Origin of the sequence: Chryseobacterium barbadense (assembly GCF_042849955.1) — a bacterium.
In the GTDB taxonomy this organism is placed as follows: domain Bacteria; phylum Bacteroidota; class Bacteroidia; order Flavobacteriales; family Weeksellaceae; genus Chryseobacterium.
This window is the reverse complement of record NZ_BAAFHL010000001.1, coordinates 394209-412706: the sequence shown is the minus strand read 5'-3', so window position 1 is coordinate 412706 and position 18498 is coordinate 394209. Positions and strand designations below refer to the sequence as shown.

The window sequence follows — 18498 nt, the reverse complement described above, 5'->3', positions numbered from 1 at the left end:
TTAGCGCTTCTTTACCCCCAGGTTATTTAATTGATAAAAGCCTTTCAAATTCTTTTCTTCGTTGGTATCCGTCTGAACATCGTCATCAATATATTCTTTTCCGTTTTCCAAAAAAATCCTTCTGTTGAAATGTCCAAAAGCAGGAGTATGGAAATTAAAAGATTCCTGGATCACCACACTCTTAGAAGACCTTGTTGCTTCTGCAATCTGTGATGTGATCAGCAAATAATTATTGCCTCCGTTATATGATAATATTACACTTATCATAAAGAATATAACTGAAAATAATGTTGTAAATATATAAAAACCCTTGTTAATCTTTTCCGCTTGATATACTTCTATGCATTTGAAAAACACTGAAAAAACAACAACAAAAAGCATCGTATTCGTAAAAAACAGCAACCTTGTCCCCAATAGTGGAGAATATGCTATGATAGGAACGCACAGCAAACCCAATATAAGCAAGATACTCGTCCTTATGATAAAATCTCTTCCAATAATTTTTTTGCGATATAATAGTACAGCCAATATGACGGACAGAATTGTCAGAGCAACAAGCTCAGGGTTATAATACCTGTATAAATTCAGAATGCTTTTGAAATTATTCAGGTAATCCGCTATATTAAATCCGTAAGATTCTTTCCCTACCACTTTAAATTTCACTCTATTGGCCGGAGCAAAGAACAACAGTAAGTACCCTATGATCAATGAGATATGAGCTATAAGGATTTTATAGTTCACCATCCTTTTTTTAACCAATACATAGCATCCCGCAGCTAATAACGAAGCTCCTATAAGTACCGGCGGAACATGTTCATTACACATCCCGGTAAAAATGCCAAAAAGAATAATGACAGGCACATTAACAGAATATTTTTTCAAAATATTATTCTCATACCAATAATATTCAGACATTATATAGATGTACACCATGTAAATAATAACCGAAAAGGAATAATTTGTACTAAAGGGAGTATAGTAAAACATTTCCCCGAAATACCTGATAAGAAATACAAACCCTCCCGTCATAATGATAAGTTTTACCAGGTCATTTTTGCTTCCCAAAGCCGGAAGCTTCCTGAAAACCAATAAAAAAAGACCCGTTATAAAACCATTAAATAAAGCAAGCTCGAATATGACCTTAAAAACCATATTTCTGGATATTGCATTACAAAAAAACTGTCCTATTCTGGGATTTCCGGCTAAATAAGCATTATAATATTCCTGGAAAACATTCAGATTGGCAGGCGCTAGGTAATAAAGCTCATCTCTCAGAGGAGGGTAAAAAACAACTGAAAGGATAAAGCAGATATTGATAAATGCAAGAACAAAATATGAAAGGTATTTACTGTTCATCCTTTTTTATGATTTCGTTGAAATACAATGGCCTGTTTTTTACTTCAATGTGGATTCTTCCAATATATTCCCCAATAATTCCCAGAAAAAGAATGGTGAGTGAGCTAAAGAAAATCGTTACAGAAAGTAAGGTAAGGAAACCTGTTTTGGGCTCATGATTGATATGGCTTCTGTAAATGGAAAATATCAGAAATAAGAATGAGAAAAGACACCCCATCAATCCAATAAAAGTAGCAATTCTCAAAGGCTTTATAGAGAACTGGATCACGCTGTCTATAGCTAATTTATAGAGCTTCAGAAAGTTATACTTCGACTTTCCCGCATTTCTTTTAGGAGCTTCAAATTCTATGATATGGGCATCTCTGAGCCCAATCAGGGAGAGCATTCCCCGAAACATTCTGTCGGTTTCATTCAGCCCGTTCATCCAAAGAACATATTTTTTATCCAGCAATCTGAAATCAGGCATATTCCTCGGAATTTTTATATCTGAAAGAAAATTAAGCATCCAGTAATAAAAGTTACCCATTATTTTATATCTGATACCTGTATCCTCATTATTGATTCTTTTGGTAAGGATCAACTTCTCACCTTTCAGCCAAAGGGTAATGATATAAGCTGCAATTTCAGGTGGATGCTGCATATCGGCATCCATGAACAAAACACTGAAATCTTTACTCTTATTTTCGGATACTACATAATTGAGCCCGGCAGTCATTGCCAATTCATGTCCGAAATTTTTAGACTGATTAATAACTGTGATTTTGTCATTATTTTTTTGAGATTCCAGTAAAATATCAATGGTTTTATCTTTAGATCCGTCATTAACAAATACTAACTCATAATCATCGAACTGAATTTTAGTAAGCTCAGTCTCAAGGGAATTAATCAGAATACCAATATTTTCCTCTTCATTGTATGCAGAAATAATGAAATAGACTTTTTTCATAAAAAATGTTTAAGGATTAAAAAAAGTAGTTGTATTCTGCTAATATGTTCTGCTGAAAATCTTCAGAAAACTTGTATTTTCAATAAAAAATACACGGGTAACCTGTGATTTGGAAAACATAATTTCATTCATTGTGTTAGTGTTTAAGTTTGTTACAAAAATAAAATATTTTATTTTATCTTGATTTTTTTCAGCCAATTTCTTAATGGCTTTTCAATGCCCTGATAAAATAATGCAGAGACGATCAATAAAACAACAATATAGATACTGAAAACTATATTGATATCAGGCAATAGATGCTGCCATTTCAGAATTTCCCTTATGATGTACAAAACCGGGATATGTACGATATAGATTGCATAACTTATTTCTCCCAGATATTCCAAAGGCTTTAAAGAGAATATCCTGGAGAGCAGTCCATTGTTATATGAGATCAATATAATCAGAGGAATAAAAAGCACCGCCATAAGACCATTATGGAAATTAAGCGGAATGAAAATAAGAGCAAGCAATATCGTTGCAAAAAGTAGGACAACCGGAAGATCATAATTTCTTTGCTTATGATGCCTTACAAAAAACATTCCTGCTAAATTTCCCACTAAAAATTCATTGAGGTGCATGAGCGGAAAATAAAATCCAAATTCATGGCTTTTGGTATGTGGACCTTCATACCATGAAGAACCCACATAAAAATTGGAAAAAACCTGCGTAATCACCCAAATGATAATCACAATAACCCAAATACTTTTATTCTGTTGGGAATAATATCGGTTGTATAACAATGGAAATAATAAATAAAAAAGGAATTCTACAGAAATAGACCATCCCGGAAAATTCAGGACTAAAGCTTCTCCCGGAATCCAGCTCTGAATGCCGAATAAATACAGCATCAATTTGTATACACTGAAATTAGATGATTTTGTAATGAGATACAATAATAATCCTACAATGTATAATGGGTAAATCCTCGCAAACCTGTTCCTGTAGAAATCAAGATAATCAATTTTATCCTTTTTGTGATAAGCTACGATCATAATGAATCCGGAAAGGATAAAAAAGTAGCTTACCCCTACATTAGCGCGAAGAAAAATATCCGAAATATAATCGATCTGATATAAAAACAAGTCTTTATTAAAATGCGAAATGACAATGGCAATCGCCGCGACAAATCGGGTAAAGGTAATCTGACTTATTTTCACTGAAAATCTTAGTTTATTTGATGAAGACTCCTACGTATTTACCTTCAAATTCCACTACGGTTGTTGCTATATTATTCTTTTCACAGAAATCCTGATACGCGGAATTATCTCCAATGTCATCACTGATGAAAACTCCCCCACCTCTTAAATGCTTATACAATTCATTATAGGCCCAATATCGCCCGTTATAACTCTTATCCGAATCATAATGTACCACATCAAAATCAGACTGATCTGCAAAAATTTTTGGTAAGGATTCCTTATCTGCAAAACGGAACAATTTCCAGAACTTTTTAAGGTTTTCAGGAACCACATATCCTACATATTGATCTCCATCCTGTGCTAAATAGGGCATATCTGAACTGTACAACGTTCCATTTCTCTTTTCAAGGGAAAGCAAAGCCGCTAACGATGACCAACCGTATGCAACCCCCGTTTCCACTGCATTTTGGGCATTGGTGAATTCGCATGCATAATAGATCAGCTCTAATGCTCCTGCTCCCCCCATTTTTATAGGGCATTCCTTTTCTTTTTGCGCGGATGTTCTGAGAATATCCTGGTACTTAGACTGAAAAGGAGCTATATCTAATCCAAAAAGCCGGGAAACTGCTTCTTGTTGGGAAATGGCATTAGAAGAAGCCCATGAATTGGTTTTTTCTTTACCTTTAAAAGCATTGCCTCTGTTGATGGTGTTTTTTACGATTTTCCTTCCCAGTTCGGGATAAAGATCGGGCCTTTTGAGATAAGCCACTAATGTTTTGAGAACTCGTACTATTTCGCTCACTGTGTTAATTTTAAGCCACAAAAATAAAGATTTTTCCCTAACTTTTTAAGAATAATTATCTTTGCATAAATTTGTACACAACAAATGATGACGTTTTCCATTTTAATTGCCAATTATAATAACGGCAGATTTTTCAGGCAGTGTTATGATTCCATCATAGCACAAAAATATAATCATTGGGAAGTTGTGATCCTTGATGATGCTTCTACGGATAATTCTCTCGAAATTATTAAAGAGATCATTGGAGAAGATTCCCGCTTCAGGATCTACCAAAATGAAGTGAACAGCGGAGTTGGGATTACCAAAAGTAAACTGATAGAGCTTGCCACCGGAGAAATCTGTGGTTTTGTAGATCCGGACGACGCCATTACACCGAATGCTTTACAGTCGAGTATTGATATTTTCAAAAAGAGTAAAGAAGTAGTTCTCACCTATTCCAGGTTTGTAAAATGTGACGAAAACCTTAATCCGGTTGAAGTTTCCACGGCTCCGATGCAGGTTTTAAACAACTCGCCTTACTTTTTCAACTGTCCGGTTCATATTGTCCATTTTGTATGTTTCAGAAAAAACATTTATGAACAGACTACCAAAATGGATTCTTCCATGCGCATTGCAGAAGATCAGGATCTGTACCTGAAAATGTATGAAAAAGGAAAAGTTCAGTTCATCGACGAACCCAATTACCTGTATAGAATTCATTCCGGAGGAATTTCCCAGAACGACAACAGACCGAAATCACGCGAGTATTTTGCCCAGGTGATTTTTAATGCCATGAAACGAAGGAATCTAAAAACCATCAATGGAAAACCTGTTCCGGAATCTTATCAGAATCCTAAGGAAATCTACGATTTGTTGGAATATCAAAATAGCATTACCTTTAGAATAAAGAAAAAAATCCTCATCTCTTTTCAAACACTTTTCGGGTAATGGCAGAATTCAAAAAGATCAAAGTGCTTTTCAGGCATCGTTCTATGGAAATGGGCGGCGTGGAAAAAGTGATTTTAAGTATGCTGAATCACCTCAACAAAGATAAGTTTGAGATGACGATCTGCTTAAATATGAACCAGGGTGAACTTCGTAATGAATTCCCGAAATATGTAAGAAAAGTTTACCTTACCGATGGAAGAGAAGATTTTTCCAAAAACACAATCCTCCAAAAAGTACAATTAGCCAAAAGAAGACTCAGACTTCAAAAGGCACAGAAAAATCCGTCGATTGCCGATAAATTGCTGAATGAAAGCTATGATGTGGAAATTGCACCGACTTATGCTGCATTTGATTCCGTTTTAAATTCTACCAATCCCAAATCAAAGAAAATAGGCTGGTTTCACTCAGATATTACATTACCGAAGCTTCAACCATTGGTTCCTGGAATTTTAAAGCAGATTCCGCAGTTTGATTATTTTATTTTCGGATCGCAGCAGACAAAAGATATTCTGCTTGAAACCTATCCTGATCTTCCTATTCCGGAAAACCAGGTGATCCTGAATGCCATTCCGATAGAGGAATTGAAACAGAAAGCGTTAGCCTTCATACCTGAATTGCCTCAAAAACCCGTTTTTGTATCCGTGGCAAGATTGCACAGCCGAAAAGGATTTCATAAGCTGATGGAAGCACATTCCCGTTTGTTGAAAGACGGATTTGATCACCACATCATTATCATTGGAGACGGTGAAGAAAAGGAAAATTTAAAAAAGCAGGCGGAAGCATTAGACGTTACCGATAGTTTTGAATTTCTGGGATCTTTAATGAATCCTTATCCATATGTAAAAAATGCCGACTTTTTTATTCTTCCTTCCGAATCCGAAAGCTGGCCTCTCATTATTGCAGACTCCCTGATCCTTCAAAAGCCTATCATTTCTACCAATGTTGGTGGAATTCCGGAAATGATCACTCATGGCAAAACAGGATACCTCATCAATTATAAAACAGATGAAATGTATACCGCGATGAAAAAGTTTCTAACAGAACCGCAATTGATTTCTGAAATAAAAAATAATCTGACGGATATTGAAAAGCAATTCGATAATCAGAAAATATTTGATGCTGTTGAAAATATCATTACTAACTTAGTAAAAAATTAAGCCTACATTTATACTCTATGATGACATTCTTGTACAGAATCATTTTAAAGCTGCACACTATTTCCCAAAATATTTATGACAGGGCTTATATTGAAGTATCCAAAAAACGCGGAATGAAAGTAGGAAATGATGTGATCTTCGTGGAAGCACCCGATTTCGGCTCTGAACCTTATTTAATAGAGATCGGAAACAGGACAAAAATTACCGCAGGATGCCGTTTCATTACCCATGACGGAGCCATGTATGTTATCAGAAGCATGGAAAAATATGAAGATGCAAGAAATTTCGGCAGAATTAAAATTGGTGAAAATTGTTTTGTAGGAAACAGCTGCACCTTTCTTCCCGGCTCGCAAATGGGGAATAATTGTATTTTAGGTGCAGGCTCTGTTCTTAACTCTTCCATGCCCGACAATTCGGTGTACGCAGGCGTTCCTGCCAAATTCATATGCACCATTGAACAGTATGGAGATAAAGCGTTGGAAAATAACACCATTTACCCCAGAGAACTAGAACCTACGCGTTCCAAATTAGACGCTTACATCAAAGAACATCTCCCTCATATTTATAAACCTGTAAAAAAATAAATGGCTGAAAAAAAGAAAATACTGATCCGTATCGGCTCTCTGCGTCACGGAGGTGCTGAAAAAGTATTGGCAACTTTTCTGAAAAATATCCCTCAACATTATTACGAAATTGATTTACTTTTAAATTTACATTCCGGGAAATACCTCTCTGAAATTCCGGATTGGATCAATATTATCTACCTTCATCAAGGTGAAATGATCACCACTAACCGCCCACAAGATATTCCAAGAAAGGCAGCGAGGGTAATTCATGAAAAAATATTAAAAAAATTTCCGAATCTTCTTTATAAAGGCAAATTAAAAAACAAACAATACGATATTGAGTTTGCCGCTATTCATGGGATGAGAGATGAAATTCTGGGTTCCCCACTAAAATCTTCTAAAAAAATCGTATGGATTCATAATGATCTTTCTCAGGTAAAAGGCTACACAGATACCGAAATCCGCAAGTTTTTTGGCTTCGATAAAATTATGGTGATTTCTGAAAAAATTGAGCAGCTTTTTCATGGCCTGGCCCAAAATGATTCGGAAAAACAGAAAATCGTAAAAATTTACAATCCTTTAGATACGGGAGAATTCGTTACAAAAGCAAACCAGCCTGTTTTAAATTATACGTTTGACATAACTGCTCCGACTTTTATTTCCGTAGGAACCGTATTTCCCCAAAAGGGCTTTGACAGGCTGCTGAAGGTTCATAAGAGACTTTTGGATGAGGGTTTTAAACATAAAGTGCTGATTATTGGTGACGGTTATGATTTTGAAAATATTAAAAAACTGAAATCAGATCTTGGCGTCAATGAAACTGCTGCCATGCTCGGCTTTACAGACAACCCCTATCCTTATTTTAAAAATGCGGATTATTATATATTAAGTTCGAGATATGAAGGTTTTCCAACAGTACTGTTTGAAGCCATTACCTTAAAAAAGCGGATAATTGCTACCGAGGTTTCAGGAGCCAATGAAATGCTAAATAACGGCGAGCTTGGGCTTGTGGTAGAAAATTCAGAAGAAGGGATTTATGAAGGGATGAAAAAGGCGTTGTCTGAACCGGAGTCATTTGAAAAATATTCGGTAAGACTGAAAGATTATGAGATGCCTTTCAATCTCGAAAATTCCGTAAACAAGATTACTTCCATTTTAGATGAGTTGTAACAGGTAATTAAATTGTGATTTTTAAATTTGTTGTATGGCAGATCAGCATTCTATTCTTCAGAAGGATTTTTACAGAGAAAGTGGCCAATGGCTCTCAACATTCGAAATTTGGGCAAAATGTGTTAATCCGAACCTTCATTTTATCTATATTCTGAGGCAGACCCAAAAATATAGGAAAAAATCTTTACCGGGAATTTTCTGGAGGCTGGTATTAAGACGGCATCAGATTAAATATGGCTTTCAGATCTACCCTGAAACGGAGATCGGGGAAGGCTTGTATCTGGGACACTGGGGCGCCTTGGTCATTAATCCGAAGGCAAAAATCGGAAAGAACTGCAATATCGCGCAGGGAGTCACTATCGGACAGCAGAACCGGGGTAAAAATGCAGGGTACCCGGTGATCGGTGATGAAGTATGGATCGGCGCAAATGCTGTGATTGTAGGCGCGGTAACTATCGGAAGGAATGTTCTTATTGCACCTAACTCTTATATTAATTTTGACGTTCCTGAAAACTCGGTTGTATCTGGAAATCCCGCTACAATTTTTCCAAAAGAAAACGCTACAGAAGGTTATATTAATCATAAAATTTAAACCTATCGATTGATTAGGCAACCCTTCAATATTAATAAAATTTTAATTTCTGATTCTTTTTTTCCTGATTTTTAGTTTGTAATTTTATCTTTTAAACAGCATTAAAATTATTTTTTGATGACCCAATTTTCAATGTTGATATGATTTTACGCATGTTGCATTATTAAACTTTGTTAAAAGTAGCTGACTTTTCGGCAAAAATTATATTTTTGCACAATTATTGATTTGGTCTATTGAATTTGAAAATAATTTTAACGAAATAAATAATTATATATTTTTAAATTATGTCACAGTCGTACGAAGTTATTTTTGAAAACAATAAAAAATGGGTAGAATCTAAGGTAGCACAGAACCCAAATTTCTTTGAAGAGCTTGCTAAGACGCAGCATCCTGATTATTTATATATTGGATGTTCAGACAGCAGGGCAACTGCAGAGGAACTGATGGGAGCCAAACCGGGAGAGGTGTTTGTCCACAGAAACATTGCCAATGTTGTCAATACTTTGGATATGAGTTCAACAGCTGTTATTCAGTATGCTGTAGAACATTTGAAAGTAAAGCACATTATTGTTTGCGGACATTACAATTGCGGGGGTGTAAAAGCAGCAATGACGCCTCAGGATCTGGGATTATTAAACCCGTGGCTGAGAAACATCCGCGATGTGTACAGGCTGCATCAGACAGAATTAGATTCTATTACAGATGATAGTAAACGTTATGACAGGCTTGTAGAACTGAATGTTCAGGAGCAGTGCATCAACGTGATTAAAATGGCTTGTGTACAGGAAAGATATATTTTAGAAGAATTTCCTATTGTTCACGGCTGGGTGTTTGACCTTAGAACCGGAAAGATTATTGATTTGGAAATCGATTTCGAGAAACTTTTGAAAGATATCCAGAAAATCTATAACCTTACGGAATCTGATTGGGTGATGAGTAGAAAGAAGTAATCTTCTTAAACATTTTTGGAATGAAATTTTGGAGTATTATTACATTATTGATCTTTTTCAACTTTACGGCGTTACCGGGCATTGCTACGGTTGCCGGTTGGGATATACCTCAGACTAATGTAATAGTGAACGAAGAAGAACCGCATTCTCACCCCACCTCTTTTACTGTTTATGAAAAGACTCTTCCTAAAACTTTGGATGTTTATGATTATCTGAGGTTTTTTGTTCCTGATTTGGAAGGCAGGTCTTTTATGCTGATCGATGACTCTTTTCATCTGTCACCATTACTCACCATATTTTCTCCGCCTCCGGAAGCTTAATTTTATTATTCACGATTTATAATCATTCATATCAGATCTGATATCGGATGGGTGTGTCTTACAATTAAATTTCCAATCTTTTATAATTGATGGTAAAGCTTCTTTATCAATCATTTATAATCATAAGTATTTTTCAACAATCATGAAAAAAACATCATTAATAGGAGGAATTAAAGAAAATTTCCCTTCAGGACTCGTTGTATTTTTAGTAGCACTTCCTTTATGTCTAGGAATTGCCATAGCATCGGGAGCTCCGCCATTATCCGGCATCATTGCGGGCATTATAGGCGGTCTGGTAGTAGGTACTATCAGTAATTCAAATATTTCAGTTTCAGGGCCAGCTGCAGGTTTAACAGCTATTGTACTTACCGCTATTACAGATTTAGGAGCCTTCGAAATATTCCTTTGTGCCGGAATCATTGCAGGGCTTATTCAATTGGTTCTAGGATTCATAAAAGCAGGAAGCATTTCCAACTACTTTCCCAATAACGTTATTGAAGGAATGCTCGCCGGGATCGGTATTATTATCATCTTAAAGCAGATTCCCCATGCACTCGGTTTTGACAAAGACTATGAAGGTCACGAATCCATATTTGATAAAGGCCTAAATTTCAACTATTTTACAGAGCTGTTTGGAGCAATTCACCCAGGTGCTGTTTTAGTGACTTTGGTTTCAGTTGCCATTCTTTTAGCCTGGGATAAGCTTCCGGCTTTGAAAAGAATGAAAATGCTTCCAGGAGCATTGGTTGCAGTAGTGACGGGAATTATTTTAAATGAAATATTTAAAATGACAGGAAGCAGTTTAGCTATTGGACCTGAACATCTTGTCCCACTACCTGTATCAAAATCCATAGATGATTTGAAAAACCTTATCACCTTACCAGACTTCTCTGGTTTTACTAATTATAAAGTATGGTTAACAGGTGCAACGATTGCTATTGTAGCCTCCGTTGAGACTTTACTGTGCATCGAAGCTTCAGACAGATTAGACAAACAGAGAAGAATAACAGATACGAATCTTGAGCTTAAAGCTCAGGGAATCGGGAATCTGGTAAGTGGATTTATCGGTGGATTACCGATGACTTCAGTAGTTGTACGAAGCTCAGCGAATGCAAATGCAGGCGCCACCTCCAAAACTTCCACCATCATCCATGGTGTTCTTTTACTGATCTGCGTACTATCCATTCCTGTAGTCTTAAATTTAATCCCTCTCGCTACCCTTGCAGCGGTATTGATTTTAGTAGGATATAAATTGGCAAAACCTGCGACATTCAAACATTTCTGGCATTTGGGTAAATTCCAGTTTATCCCGTTTATTGCTACGGTAATAGCTGTAGTAGCTACCGATTTGCTGAAAGGAGTTGGAATAGGTTTGGCTATTTCCGTTTTCTATATCCTTCAGGGAAATATGAAACGTGCTTATTATCTAAGCAGGGAAAATCTTGATGATGCGGATGAAATCAGCATTAAGCTTGCTGAAGAGGTTTCTTTCCTGAATAAAGCAGCAATCAAAAAAACACTTAAAAATATTAAACCTAATTCTACAGTAACCATTGATGCAAGAGGAACTTCCTATATTGCAACGGATGTCCTGGAAATGATACAGGATTTCGCCAATATCAGGGCAAAAGAAGAAGACATTGATGTGGAACTCATAGGATTTAAAACTTCATACAGGGATTATGAACAGGATGAAGATTCTCACATCCTGATTACTCACAGAAGAGCTATGTAATCAGCTCACAAATTCTTTATTAAAAAAATATTATTAGAAAATAAAAAAATATATGAAAGCGCATACACACGAAACCCAATTGACCATAACTCCTGAAAAAGCATTAGATTTTTTAAAGGAGGGAAATCAAAGATTTGTAAATAACCTGAAGGCCAACAGAGATCTTTTAGAACAGGTGAATGCTACCCGTGAAGGGCAGTGGCCATTTGCGGTGATTTTAAGCTGCATAGACAGCCGTACTTCTGCAGAGCTTATTTTTGATCAGGGGCTGGGAGATATTTTCAGTATCAGAATTGCAGGAAATTTCGTCAACCAGGATATTCTGGGTTCCATGGAATTTGGATGCAATGTGGCAGGTTCCAAGCTTGTTGTTGTTCTGGGACATACTAAATGCGGTGCTTTAAAAGGTGGACTTGATGCTGCACAAATCGAAGGAATGGGAATGGATAATCTTAATCACCTTGTCAGCCATTTTGACTCAACGATCAAAGCAATCATTGAAGAGGGAGAAGAGCGTTCTTCAAAAAACAGTTCGCTTTTAGAAAGACTGAACCAACAGAATGTAAAAAATGCCATTGAAGATATCCGCAAGCAAAGCTCAACACTTAAAAAGCTTGAGGAAGAAGGCAAAATAAAAATAGTTGGGGCCAATTATGACGTTGAAACAGGTGTAGTAACCTGGTTATAAACCATCAAGATTGGAAATTTAATTTTAAAATACAGCAATAAGACCACCTGAATCGGTGGTCTTTTTAGTTGATCTGAATTATTTTTTTTGTTTGTAAAATATCAGTTGGAAGCTATAATATTTAATTCATGACTACTTTCCGTTAAAAGCAGACATGGTATTCTGAATCCCAGCAAAAACAAAAGACAGGCATGCTTTCGCAAATTTGTCAATCCTTTCCTGAAGCTTTTCTTTTTCCTCTTCATTCCAGGTTCCCAATACATAGTCTACTTGTCTGCCTTCGGAAAATTCTGCTGAAATCCCAAAACGAAGTCTCGGATAATTCTGAGTCTGCAATACTTCCTGAATGTTCTTAAGGCCATTGTGACCGGCATCAGAACCTTTCATTTTCATTCTTAAAGTTCCGAAAGGAAGGGCCAGATCATCTGTAATGATCATCAAATTTTCCAAGGGGATATTTTCTTTCTGCATCCAATATTTAACGGCATTCCCGGATAGATTCATATACGTATCGGGTTTTAAGACCAAGACTTTTCTGCCTTTATATTTTCCTTCAGCCATCCAGCCAAAGTTAGTAGTCTGGAAAGGGGCTTCCAATGTTTCCGCAATTTTTTCAGCCACTTTGAATCCTATATTATGACGGGTATTTTCGTACTCTGCCCCTTTATTTCCCAGGCCAACAATTAAATATTTCATGTAGAAATTTTTTGCAAAATTAAGGCATAATAAATAAAAAAACTCAATCCTGTAAAGAATTGAGTTCAATATTTTTTAAAATTACTTTTACATTGGTTTGTAGAAATAATATATTCCAAATCCTCTTGTCATATACGTTTGAGGATCATAGTTAAAGTTTGTACTATAAACAACCGGAGTAGGAATTGGCACCATAAGATCTGTTATGGTAAATCTCTTAGGGTTATTCGGAGATAAGATCAGGCTTCTCATATCATTTTCTTCCGTAGATAGCAATACAGAAATTTTATATGCCATTGGAAGCAAGGAGTATGGGCTGATTCTGTTATCATAGTTGAAATAGTCGTAAGAATATTTCTTAGTAACTGTTGTAGTAATCACACCGTTATTCATTGGTCCGTATTCTCTTACTACTTTAGATACATTGTCTCCTATATATGTATAAGCTGTTTTTGAATAATCCGTATAAACGAATGGTGTTGCCGGAGCTTCAGGACCATTGATCATTACAATAGATTCCAGCTTGTTGGTAGAGGCATTATATCCAAGTGTATATAATGATTTTGTTTTTCTGAAAAGTACCTGTGGGCCTAAAGTTGCAGGCGGAACGGCAGGACCTCTTCTGTATATCCAACGGTTTTCAGAAATAGAAGTTAGCCTCCCGTTATTCCCGTAAGTGAATAACTGGGTGTATGAAATACTATCTTCATCTAAGGCTCCATCATGATCCAAGTCGAGGAAACCGTTAAAATTGATTTTGCTTACTTTGTCACCACTGTACATTACGTCTGTAATTGAAGAACTGTCTGTAATGACCTTCGTTAAAAGAAGACCACTATAATGATATTCCGCAATGGTATCCGCATCTGTAACTTCTCTATATAATGCTCTGGCGCCAATCAGGCCGCTGTTACCGTTAAGATCGATCAGTGGATTGCCGTCTTCATCTACCATATCTTTGCATGAATGGATAGAGGAAAACCCTGCTAATAATAAAATAAAGTAGAAAAGTTGTTTCATTTCCAGATGATTGTTTATTTTTCCACAAATATAATTTTTTTTTGAATAAAAATCATATTTTTATTTATATTCTCGAAAAACTAATAATTATTTTCACATCACTTCTGCTTTCCTATAGCCTTGCAACAAATTTCCATACTGCCTTCATAATCATACACATACTGAAAACAAAAAAAAGGATAAGTCATGAATTCATATAAGAGTAAACTTATAAATAAACCAATTAATTGGAAGCAAGAATAGACCTCAGCAGAATATTCACCTCATCTACATTTTTTACTTTCTCTTTTCTCATCATCAGCTGGTTTCCTTCTTTCCCGATTTTCTCCTTCAGCTGGGCCTCAGCAGGATTTTGAGTCAGATAATTGATAATATGCCTGAATTGATCGGTCTGGTAAAACTTATCTTGTGGGTTGTCCGGAAAATATCCTAAGAAAACTCCATTCTTCATTACAATTTTTCCAAATCCTATTTCTGCGGCCAGCCATTTCAAAGAAACACTTTTTAACAGATTAACGGCCTCTTTAGGTAAGCTTCCGAAACGGTCTATCAATTCCAGTTCAAACTTCTGCAGATCCTTTTCATTATCAATCTCAGCAATTTTTTGATAAAGAAGCAATCTTTCTTCCGTGTTGGAGATGTAGGAATCCGGTAACATCAGCTCAAGATCTGTATCAATATTTACTTCTTTTACCGATTTGAATAATTTTTGTCTTTCTTCTTCATTATCAAACAGATTTCCGAAGCTTTCATCATCTTTTAATTCTTCCAGTGCTTCCTGCATAAGCTTCTGATAGGTTTCAAACCCCATTTCATTGATGAAACCGCTTTGTTCAGCTCCCAATAAATCTCCTGCTCCTCGAATTTCAAGATCTTTCATCGCAATCTGGAAACCGCTTCCAAGGTCAGAAAACTGCTCAATCGCTTCCAGCCTTTTTCTGGCATCGGAAGTCATCATATCAAACGGAGGAGTAATGAGGTAACAAAAAGCTTTCCTGTTACTTCGCCCCACCCTGCCTCTCATCTGGTGAAGGTCCGCCATTCCGAAACGCTGTGCATCATTAATGAATATGGTATTGGCATTAGGAACATCCACGCCGCTTTCAACAATTGTAGTAGAAACAAGAACATCATATTTGCCTTCCATAAAATCAAGCACATTCTTCTCCAGCTGCTTTCCATCCATCTGCCCATGGCCGGTGATTACCCTCGCATCCGGAACCAGCCTCTGGATAAGCCCGGCAATATCCTTCAGATTTTCAATCCTATTGTTAATAAAATAAACCTGTCCATCGCGCTGCAACTCATAAGAAACAGCATCACGAATGATTTCTTCATTGAAACCTACAATCTGGGTATCTACAGGCTGTCTGTTTGGCGGCGGTGTTTTAATAACAGATAAATCTCGCGCCGCCATTAAAGAAAACTGTAACGTTCTTGGGATGGGCGTTGCCGTTAGGGTAAGTGTATCCACATTACTTTTCAGTGTTTTCAGCTTATCTTTCACCGAAACTCCGAATTTATGCTCTTCATCAATGATCAGTAGACCTAAATCTTTAAACTTAACGCCACTTCCCACTAACTGATGAGTACCTATAATAATATCTACTTTCCCGTTTTTTAAGGCTTCGAGGGTTTCAGATTTCTGCTTAGCCGTTCTGAATCTGTTCATATAAGAAATATTGACCGGAAAATCCTTTAGTCTTTCTTTAAAGCTCCTGAAGTGCTGAAAGGCCAGAATAGTGGTGGGAACCAACACCGCTACCTGCTTTCCGTCTGTTGCCGCTTTAAATGCAGCACGAATGGCAACCTCCGTTTTACCGAAACCTACATCTCCGCAAACCAGCCTGTCCATCACCGTAACCGCTTCCATGTCTTTTTTCACATCTATGGTTGCTTTTTCCTGATCCGGAGTGTCTTCATAAATAAAACTTGCTTCCAGCTCGTTCTGTAAATAAGAATCCGGAGAATAGGCAAAACCCTTCGCTGTTTTTCTCTGCGCATAAAGCTTAATAAGGTCGAAAGCAATTTGCTTAACCTTTGTTTTGGTTTTTTGCTTTAATGATTTCCATGCTGGTGACCCTAGTTTGCTTAAAACGATTTCTTTTCCGTCCGGACCATTATATTTTGAAATTTTGTGGAGTGAATGAATACTTACATATAATAAATCCCCATTTTTATAGGTCAGTTTAAAACACTCCTGAATCTTACCATCATTATTCACTTTCACCAATCCCATGAATTTCCCGATTCCATGATCGATGTGAGCAATATAATCTCCCACTTTCAAAGACATCAGATCCTTCAGGGTAAGCTGCTCGGATTTGGCAAACGTATTTTTCGCTTTATATCTTTGATACCGGTCAAAAATCTGATGATCTGTGTACACCAGAATTTTATGTTGATTATCTACAAATCCTTCATGCAGCTCAGATTTGAAGCTTTTAAAAGGAACATCATGTTCAAGCTCTTCAAAAATAGACTCTAATCTTTCTTTTTGTTTTTCCGTTGAAAAAGAAACCCATGTTTCGAAACCTTGGTGCTGCTTTTCTTCCAGGTCTTCAATCAGCAATTCAAAATTTTTATGGAAAGAGGGCTGTGCGGTTTGTTCCACTTTAAGATCAACAGTAGACACCCCTTCCATAGCAACGCTACTGAAATCAATGGTTTTAAATTTTTTATAATCAAATAAAAATTCCTGATCAGAAATAAACAGCTCCTGTGGTATCCTATGAGCAATATCTTTGTTCAGACTTTCATACTTTTCCAAAGATTTTTCATAAAAACTTTTGATTTTTTGAAGCCCTACCACCCCGTTTTTAGAAACCACAAAACTTCCCCCCGGTAAAAGCTGCAGCAAAGAGACCTTCGAACCTGTTACTGAAAAGTTCATATTGGAAACCAATTGAAATTCTTTCACCTTAGCCAGTGAAAGTTGGGTTTCGATATCAAAAGTTTTGATACTTTCCACTTCATTTCCGAAAAAAGTGATGCGGTAAGGCTTTTCATAGGAGTAAGAGAATACATCCACAATTCCTCCTCTTACGGAAAACTCTCCAGGTTCAGAAACAAAATCCGCCTGCTGAAAATGATAATGATGAAGCAATTCGTCCACGAAATCAAAATCAAGCTGATCACCAACTTTTATATGATGGGAAATGGCTTTAAAATCTTCTTTCTTCAAAACCTTTTCCGACAAAGCACCGGCATAGGCTACAATAACTTTCGGAGATTTCCCTGAATTAATTTTGTTTAAAACCTCCGTTCTCAACACCAGGTTTGCATTCTGCGTTTTCTCTACCTGATAAGGCTCCAGATGAGTAGCCGGAAAATAAAGAATTTTCTCCTTCCCCAGAAGGTCTTCCATTTCCGTATTGACGTAAAGAGCATCTTCTTTATCATCCACCAGATACAGAATATTTTTCTTCTGAGTCAGAAAAAGTTCCGTTACAAAAACGGAGACAGAAGAACCGGCACTTCCTTTTACAGAAATATGCTGGCTGTTTTCCAATTGAGTGAAAATTTCTTTTCCAAATTCTTTCTGAAGCAATTCCGGAAGAAATTTTTCGGTAATGGTTTTTAACTGCATAAATAGTAATGGTATAAACGACAAAAGCGATTTCGGGTGTTTCCGAAACCGTTGGCTCCCGCAAAGATACGAATTATAAATCAGGAAAATCCCTACCCAAAAAATAGGCAAAACCCTTACTTTGAGATGTTTCCTTCATGGTACTTTTGTAACAGAAATATGGCGGAATCCGAAAAGCCCAAAGAGTAGGAAACAGAAAAAACTAACCCCATGAAAAAATTAATTTTAGGTCTGTTTTTTATTGGACTTACCTTAATGAGCTGTTGCAAACCAGAGATTATAGGCAATGTTTCCAATACATTAAGACCACAAGAAACCAACAACTGGTGTTGGGCGGCGACCACTCAGATGCTAGCCCAGCACTTCCAGATCAATGTGACCCAGTGTGCCTTAGCCAACCACCGGTTTGGCGTGAACAATTGCTGTACTCCCCAAACTGCAGGCACCTCCTGCCCTAAAAACGCAGACTGTAATCGTCCCGGTTGGCTGGAACTGGATTTTGCCGGATTAAAATTCAGTGAAAGCACCAGTGCTTTATCCTGGGAAAAGCTACAGAAACAAATCTTTTGCTCCAAGAAACCTATGGGCTATGCCTACGGAACCCCGGGAGTTGTAGGACACGTTGTAGTGGTAAAAGGCTATGTAACAGTGGCCGGAACAAGATATGTTGTCTTGAATGACCCATGGAGTCCCTGCCAGGGACAGGAAAGGTTAATCACGTATGAAACCTATGCAGATCCTGCCGGAAGCAGCACGCATTGGAATACTTGGTATGATTTAGCAAAGAAATAATTTAAAATTCA

Annotated in this window: 17 protein-coding genes; 10 read left to right on the top strand and 7 right to left on the bottom strand. The window is 36.8% G+C overall.

Annotated elements, in window-relative coordinates; translation table 11 throughout:
- The 4 genes from ACGHIN_RS01935 to ACGHIN_RS01920 all read right to left on the bottom strand — a co-directional run bounded on the left by ACGHIN_RS01935 (position 1) and on the right by ACGHIN_RS01920 (position 4285).
- Positions 1–1356 (bottom strand): DUF6056 family protein, encoded by a 1356-nt coding sequence (locus tag ACGHIN_RS01935; RefSeq protein ID WP_390450330.1) that lies wholly within the window; start codon positions 1354–1356, stop codon positions 1–3.
- Complete coding sequence (locus ACGHIN_RS01930; protein WP_390450329.1) at positions 1346–2302, bottom strand: glycosyltransferase family 2 protein; 957 nt, start codon at positions 2300–2302, stop codon at positions 1346–1348. Before ACGHIN_RS01930 ends, ACGHIN_RS01935 begins: the two co-directional genes overlap by 11 nt.
- A 170-nt stretch (positions 2303–2472) precedes the next feature.
- Complete coding sequence (locus ACGHIN_RS01925; RefSeq protein WP_390450328.1) at positions 2473–3501, bottom strand: acyltransferase family protein; 1029 nt, start codon at positions 3499–3501, stop codon at positions 2473–2475.
- 13 nt (positions 3502–3514) lie between these two features.
- Complete coding sequence (locus ACGHIN_RS01920) at positions 3515–4285, bottom strand: class I SAM-dependent methyltransferase (protein WP_390450327.1); 771 nt, start codon at positions 4283–4285, stop codon at positions 3515–3517.
- An 84-nt stretch (positions 4286–4369) separates the two neighbouring features.
- Between ACGHIN_RS01920 and ACGHIN_RS01915 the strand changes: the two genes are divergently transcribed.
- The 9 genes from ACGHIN_RS01915 (at position 4370) to ACGHIN_RS01875 (ending at position 12390) form a co-directional block, all read left to right on the top strand.
- Entirely contained in the window at positions 4370–5212 is an 843-nt protein-coding gene (locus tag ACGHIN_RS01915; RefSeq protein WP_390450326.1) for a glycosyltransferase family 2 protein, read from the top strand.
- Positions 5212–6369 carry a glycosyltransferase gene (locus ACGHIN_RS01910; protein ID WP_390450325.1) on the top strand — a complete coding sequence of 386 codons (1158 nt, stop codon included), beginning with the start codon at positions 5212–5214 and terminating at the stop codon, positions 6367–6369. Before ACGHIN_RS01915 ends, ACGHIN_RS01910 begins: the two co-directional genes overlap by 1 nt.
- Positions 6370–6386: 17 nt before the next feature.
- The gene (locus ACGHIN_RS01905) at positions 6387–6953 is read left to right on the top strand and encodes an acyltransferase (RefSeq protein ID WP_390450324.1); all 567 of its coding nucleotides are present in this window, start codon (positions 6387–6389) and stop codon (positions 6951–6953) included.
- Positions 6954–8105, top strand: a complete 1152-nt coding sequence (locus ACGHIN_RS01900) for a glycosyltransferase (protein WP_390450323.1) — start codon at positions 6954–6956, stop codon at positions 8103–8105.
- 34 nt (positions 8106–8139) lie between these two features.
- Positions 8140–8697, top strand: a complete 558-nt coding sequence (locus tag ACGHIN_RS01895) for a serine acetyltransferase (protein WP_390450322.1) — start codon at positions 8140–8142, stop codon at positions 8695–8697.
- Between the two features lie 284 nt (positions 8698–8981).
- Positions 8982–9647: a carbonic anhydrase gene (locus ACGHIN_RS01890; protein WP_390450321.1), complete on the top strand. Its 666-nt coding sequence runs from the start codon at positions 8982–8984 to the stop codon at positions 9645–9647.
- A 20-nt stretch (positions 9648–9667) separates the two neighbouring features.
- Entirely contained in the window at positions 9668–9967 is a 300-nt protein-coding gene (locus ACGHIN_RS01885) for a hypothetical protein (protein ID WP_390450320.1), read from the top strand.
- Between the two features lie 142 nt (positions 9968–10109).
- Complete coding sequence (locus tag ACGHIN_RS01880) at positions 10110–11702, top strand: SulP family inorganic anion transporter (RefSeq protein ID WP_390450319.1); 1593 nt, start codon at positions 10110–10112, stop codon at positions 11700–11702.
- A gap of 52 nt (positions 11703–11754) precedes the next feature.
- Positions 11755–12390, top strand: coding sequence for a carbonic anhydrase (locus ACGHIN_RS01875; protein ID WP_390450318.1), 636 nt, complete (start codon positions 11755–11757; stop codon positions 12388–12390).
- A 132-nt stretch (positions 12391–12522) separates the two neighbouring features.
- Here ACGHIN_RS01875 and pth read toward each other — a convergent pair whose 3' ends face one another.
- The 3 genes from pth to mfd form a co-directional block, all read right to left on the bottom strand.
- Positions 12523–13086, bottom strand: a complete 564-nt coding sequence (gene pth / locus ACGHIN_RS01870) for an aminoacyl-tRNA hydrolase (RefSeq protein WP_390450317.1) — start codon at positions 13084–13086, stop codon at positions 12523–12525.
- Between the two features lie 87 nt (positions 13087–13173).
- Positions 13174–14106 carry a hypothetical protein gene (locus ACGHIN_RS01865; RefSeq protein WP_390450316.1) on the bottom strand — a complete coding sequence of 311 codons (933 nt, stop codon included), beginning with the start codon at positions 14104–14106 and terminating at the stop codon, positions 13174–13176.
- A 223-nt stretch (positions 14107–14329) separates the two neighbouring features.
- Positions 14330–17695 (bottom strand): transcription-repair coupling factor, encoded by a 3366-nt coding sequence (gene mfd, locus ACGHIN_RS01860; protein WP_390450315.1) that lies wholly within the window; start codon positions 17693–17695, stop codon positions 14330–14332.
- Between the two features lie 210 nt (positions 17696–17905).
- On the opposite strand from mfd, the gene ACGHIN_RS01855 reads away from it, so the two are divergent.
- On the top strand, positions 17906–18487 hold the full coding sequence (locus ACGHIN_RS01855; protein ID WP_390450314.1) for a papain-like cysteine protease family protein: 582 nt from the start codon (positions 17906–17908) through the stop codon (positions 18485–18487).
- Positions 18488–18498: the final 11 nt, after the last annotated feature.

Excerpts from the sequence above, each read along its gene's own strand:
- ACGHIN_RS01935 (WP_390450330.1), bottom strand. The coding sequence starts at position 1,356 with ATGAACAGTAAATACCTTTCATATTTTGTTCTTGCATTTATCAATATC.
- ACGHIN_RS01930 (WP_390450329.1), bottom strand. The coding sequence starts at position 2,302 with ATGAAAAAAGTCTATTTCATTATTTCTGCATACAATGAAGAGGAAAAT.
- ACGHIN_RS01915 (WP_390450326.1), top strand. The coding sequence starts at position 4,370 with ATGATGACGTTTTCCATTTTAATTGCCAATTATAATAACGGCAGATTT.
- ACGHIN_RS01910 (WP_390450325.1), top strand. The coding sequence starts at position 5,212 with ATGGCAGAATTCAAAAAGATCAAAGTGCTTTTCAGGCATCGTTCTATG.
- ACGHIN_RS01905 (WP_390450324.1), top strand. The coding sequence starts at position 6,387 with ATGATGACATTCTTGTACAGAATCATTTTAAAGCTGCACACTATTTCC.
- ACGHIN_RS01900 (WP_390450323.1), top strand. The coding sequence starts at position 6,954 with ATGGCTGAAAAAAAGAAAATACTGATCCGTATCGGCTCTCTGCGTCAC.
- ACGHIN_RS01895 (WP_390450322.1), top strand. The coding sequence starts at position 8,140 with ATGGCAGATCAGCATTCTATTCTTCAGAAGGATTTTTACAGAGAAAGT.
- ACGHIN_RS01890 (WP_390450321.1), top strand. The coding sequence starts at position 8,982 with ATGTCACAGTCGTACGAAGTTATTTTTGAAAACAATAAAAAATGGGTA.
- ACGHIN_RS01885 (WP_390450320.1), top strand. The coding sequence starts at position 9,668 with ATGAAATTTTGGAGTATTATTACATTATTGATCTTTTTCAACTTTACG.
- ACGHIN_RS01880 (WP_390450319.1), top strand. The coding sequence starts at position 10,110 with ATGAAAAAAACATCATTAATAGGAGGAATTAAAGAAAATTTCCCTTCA.
- ACGHIN_RS01875 (WP_390450318.1), top strand. The coding sequence starts at position 11,755 with ATGAAAGCGCATACACACGAAACCCAATTGACCATAACTCCTGAAAAA.
- pth (WP_390450317.1), bottom strand. The coding sequence starts at position 13,086 with ATGAAATATTTAATTGTTGGCCTGGGAAATAAAGGGGCAGAGTACGAA.
- ACGHIN_RS01865 (WP_390450316.1), bottom strand. The coding sequence starts at position 14,106 with ATGAAACAACTTTTCTACTTTATTTTATTATTAGCAGGGTTTTCCTCT.
- mfd (WP_390450315.1), bottom strand. The coding sequence starts at position 17,695 with ATGCAGTTAAAAACCATTACCGAAAAATTTCTTCCGGAATTGCTTCAG.
- ACGHIN_RS01855 (WP_390450314.1), top strand. The coding sequence starts at position 17,906 with ATGAAAAAATTAATTTTAGGTCTGTTTTTTATTGGACTTACCTTAATG.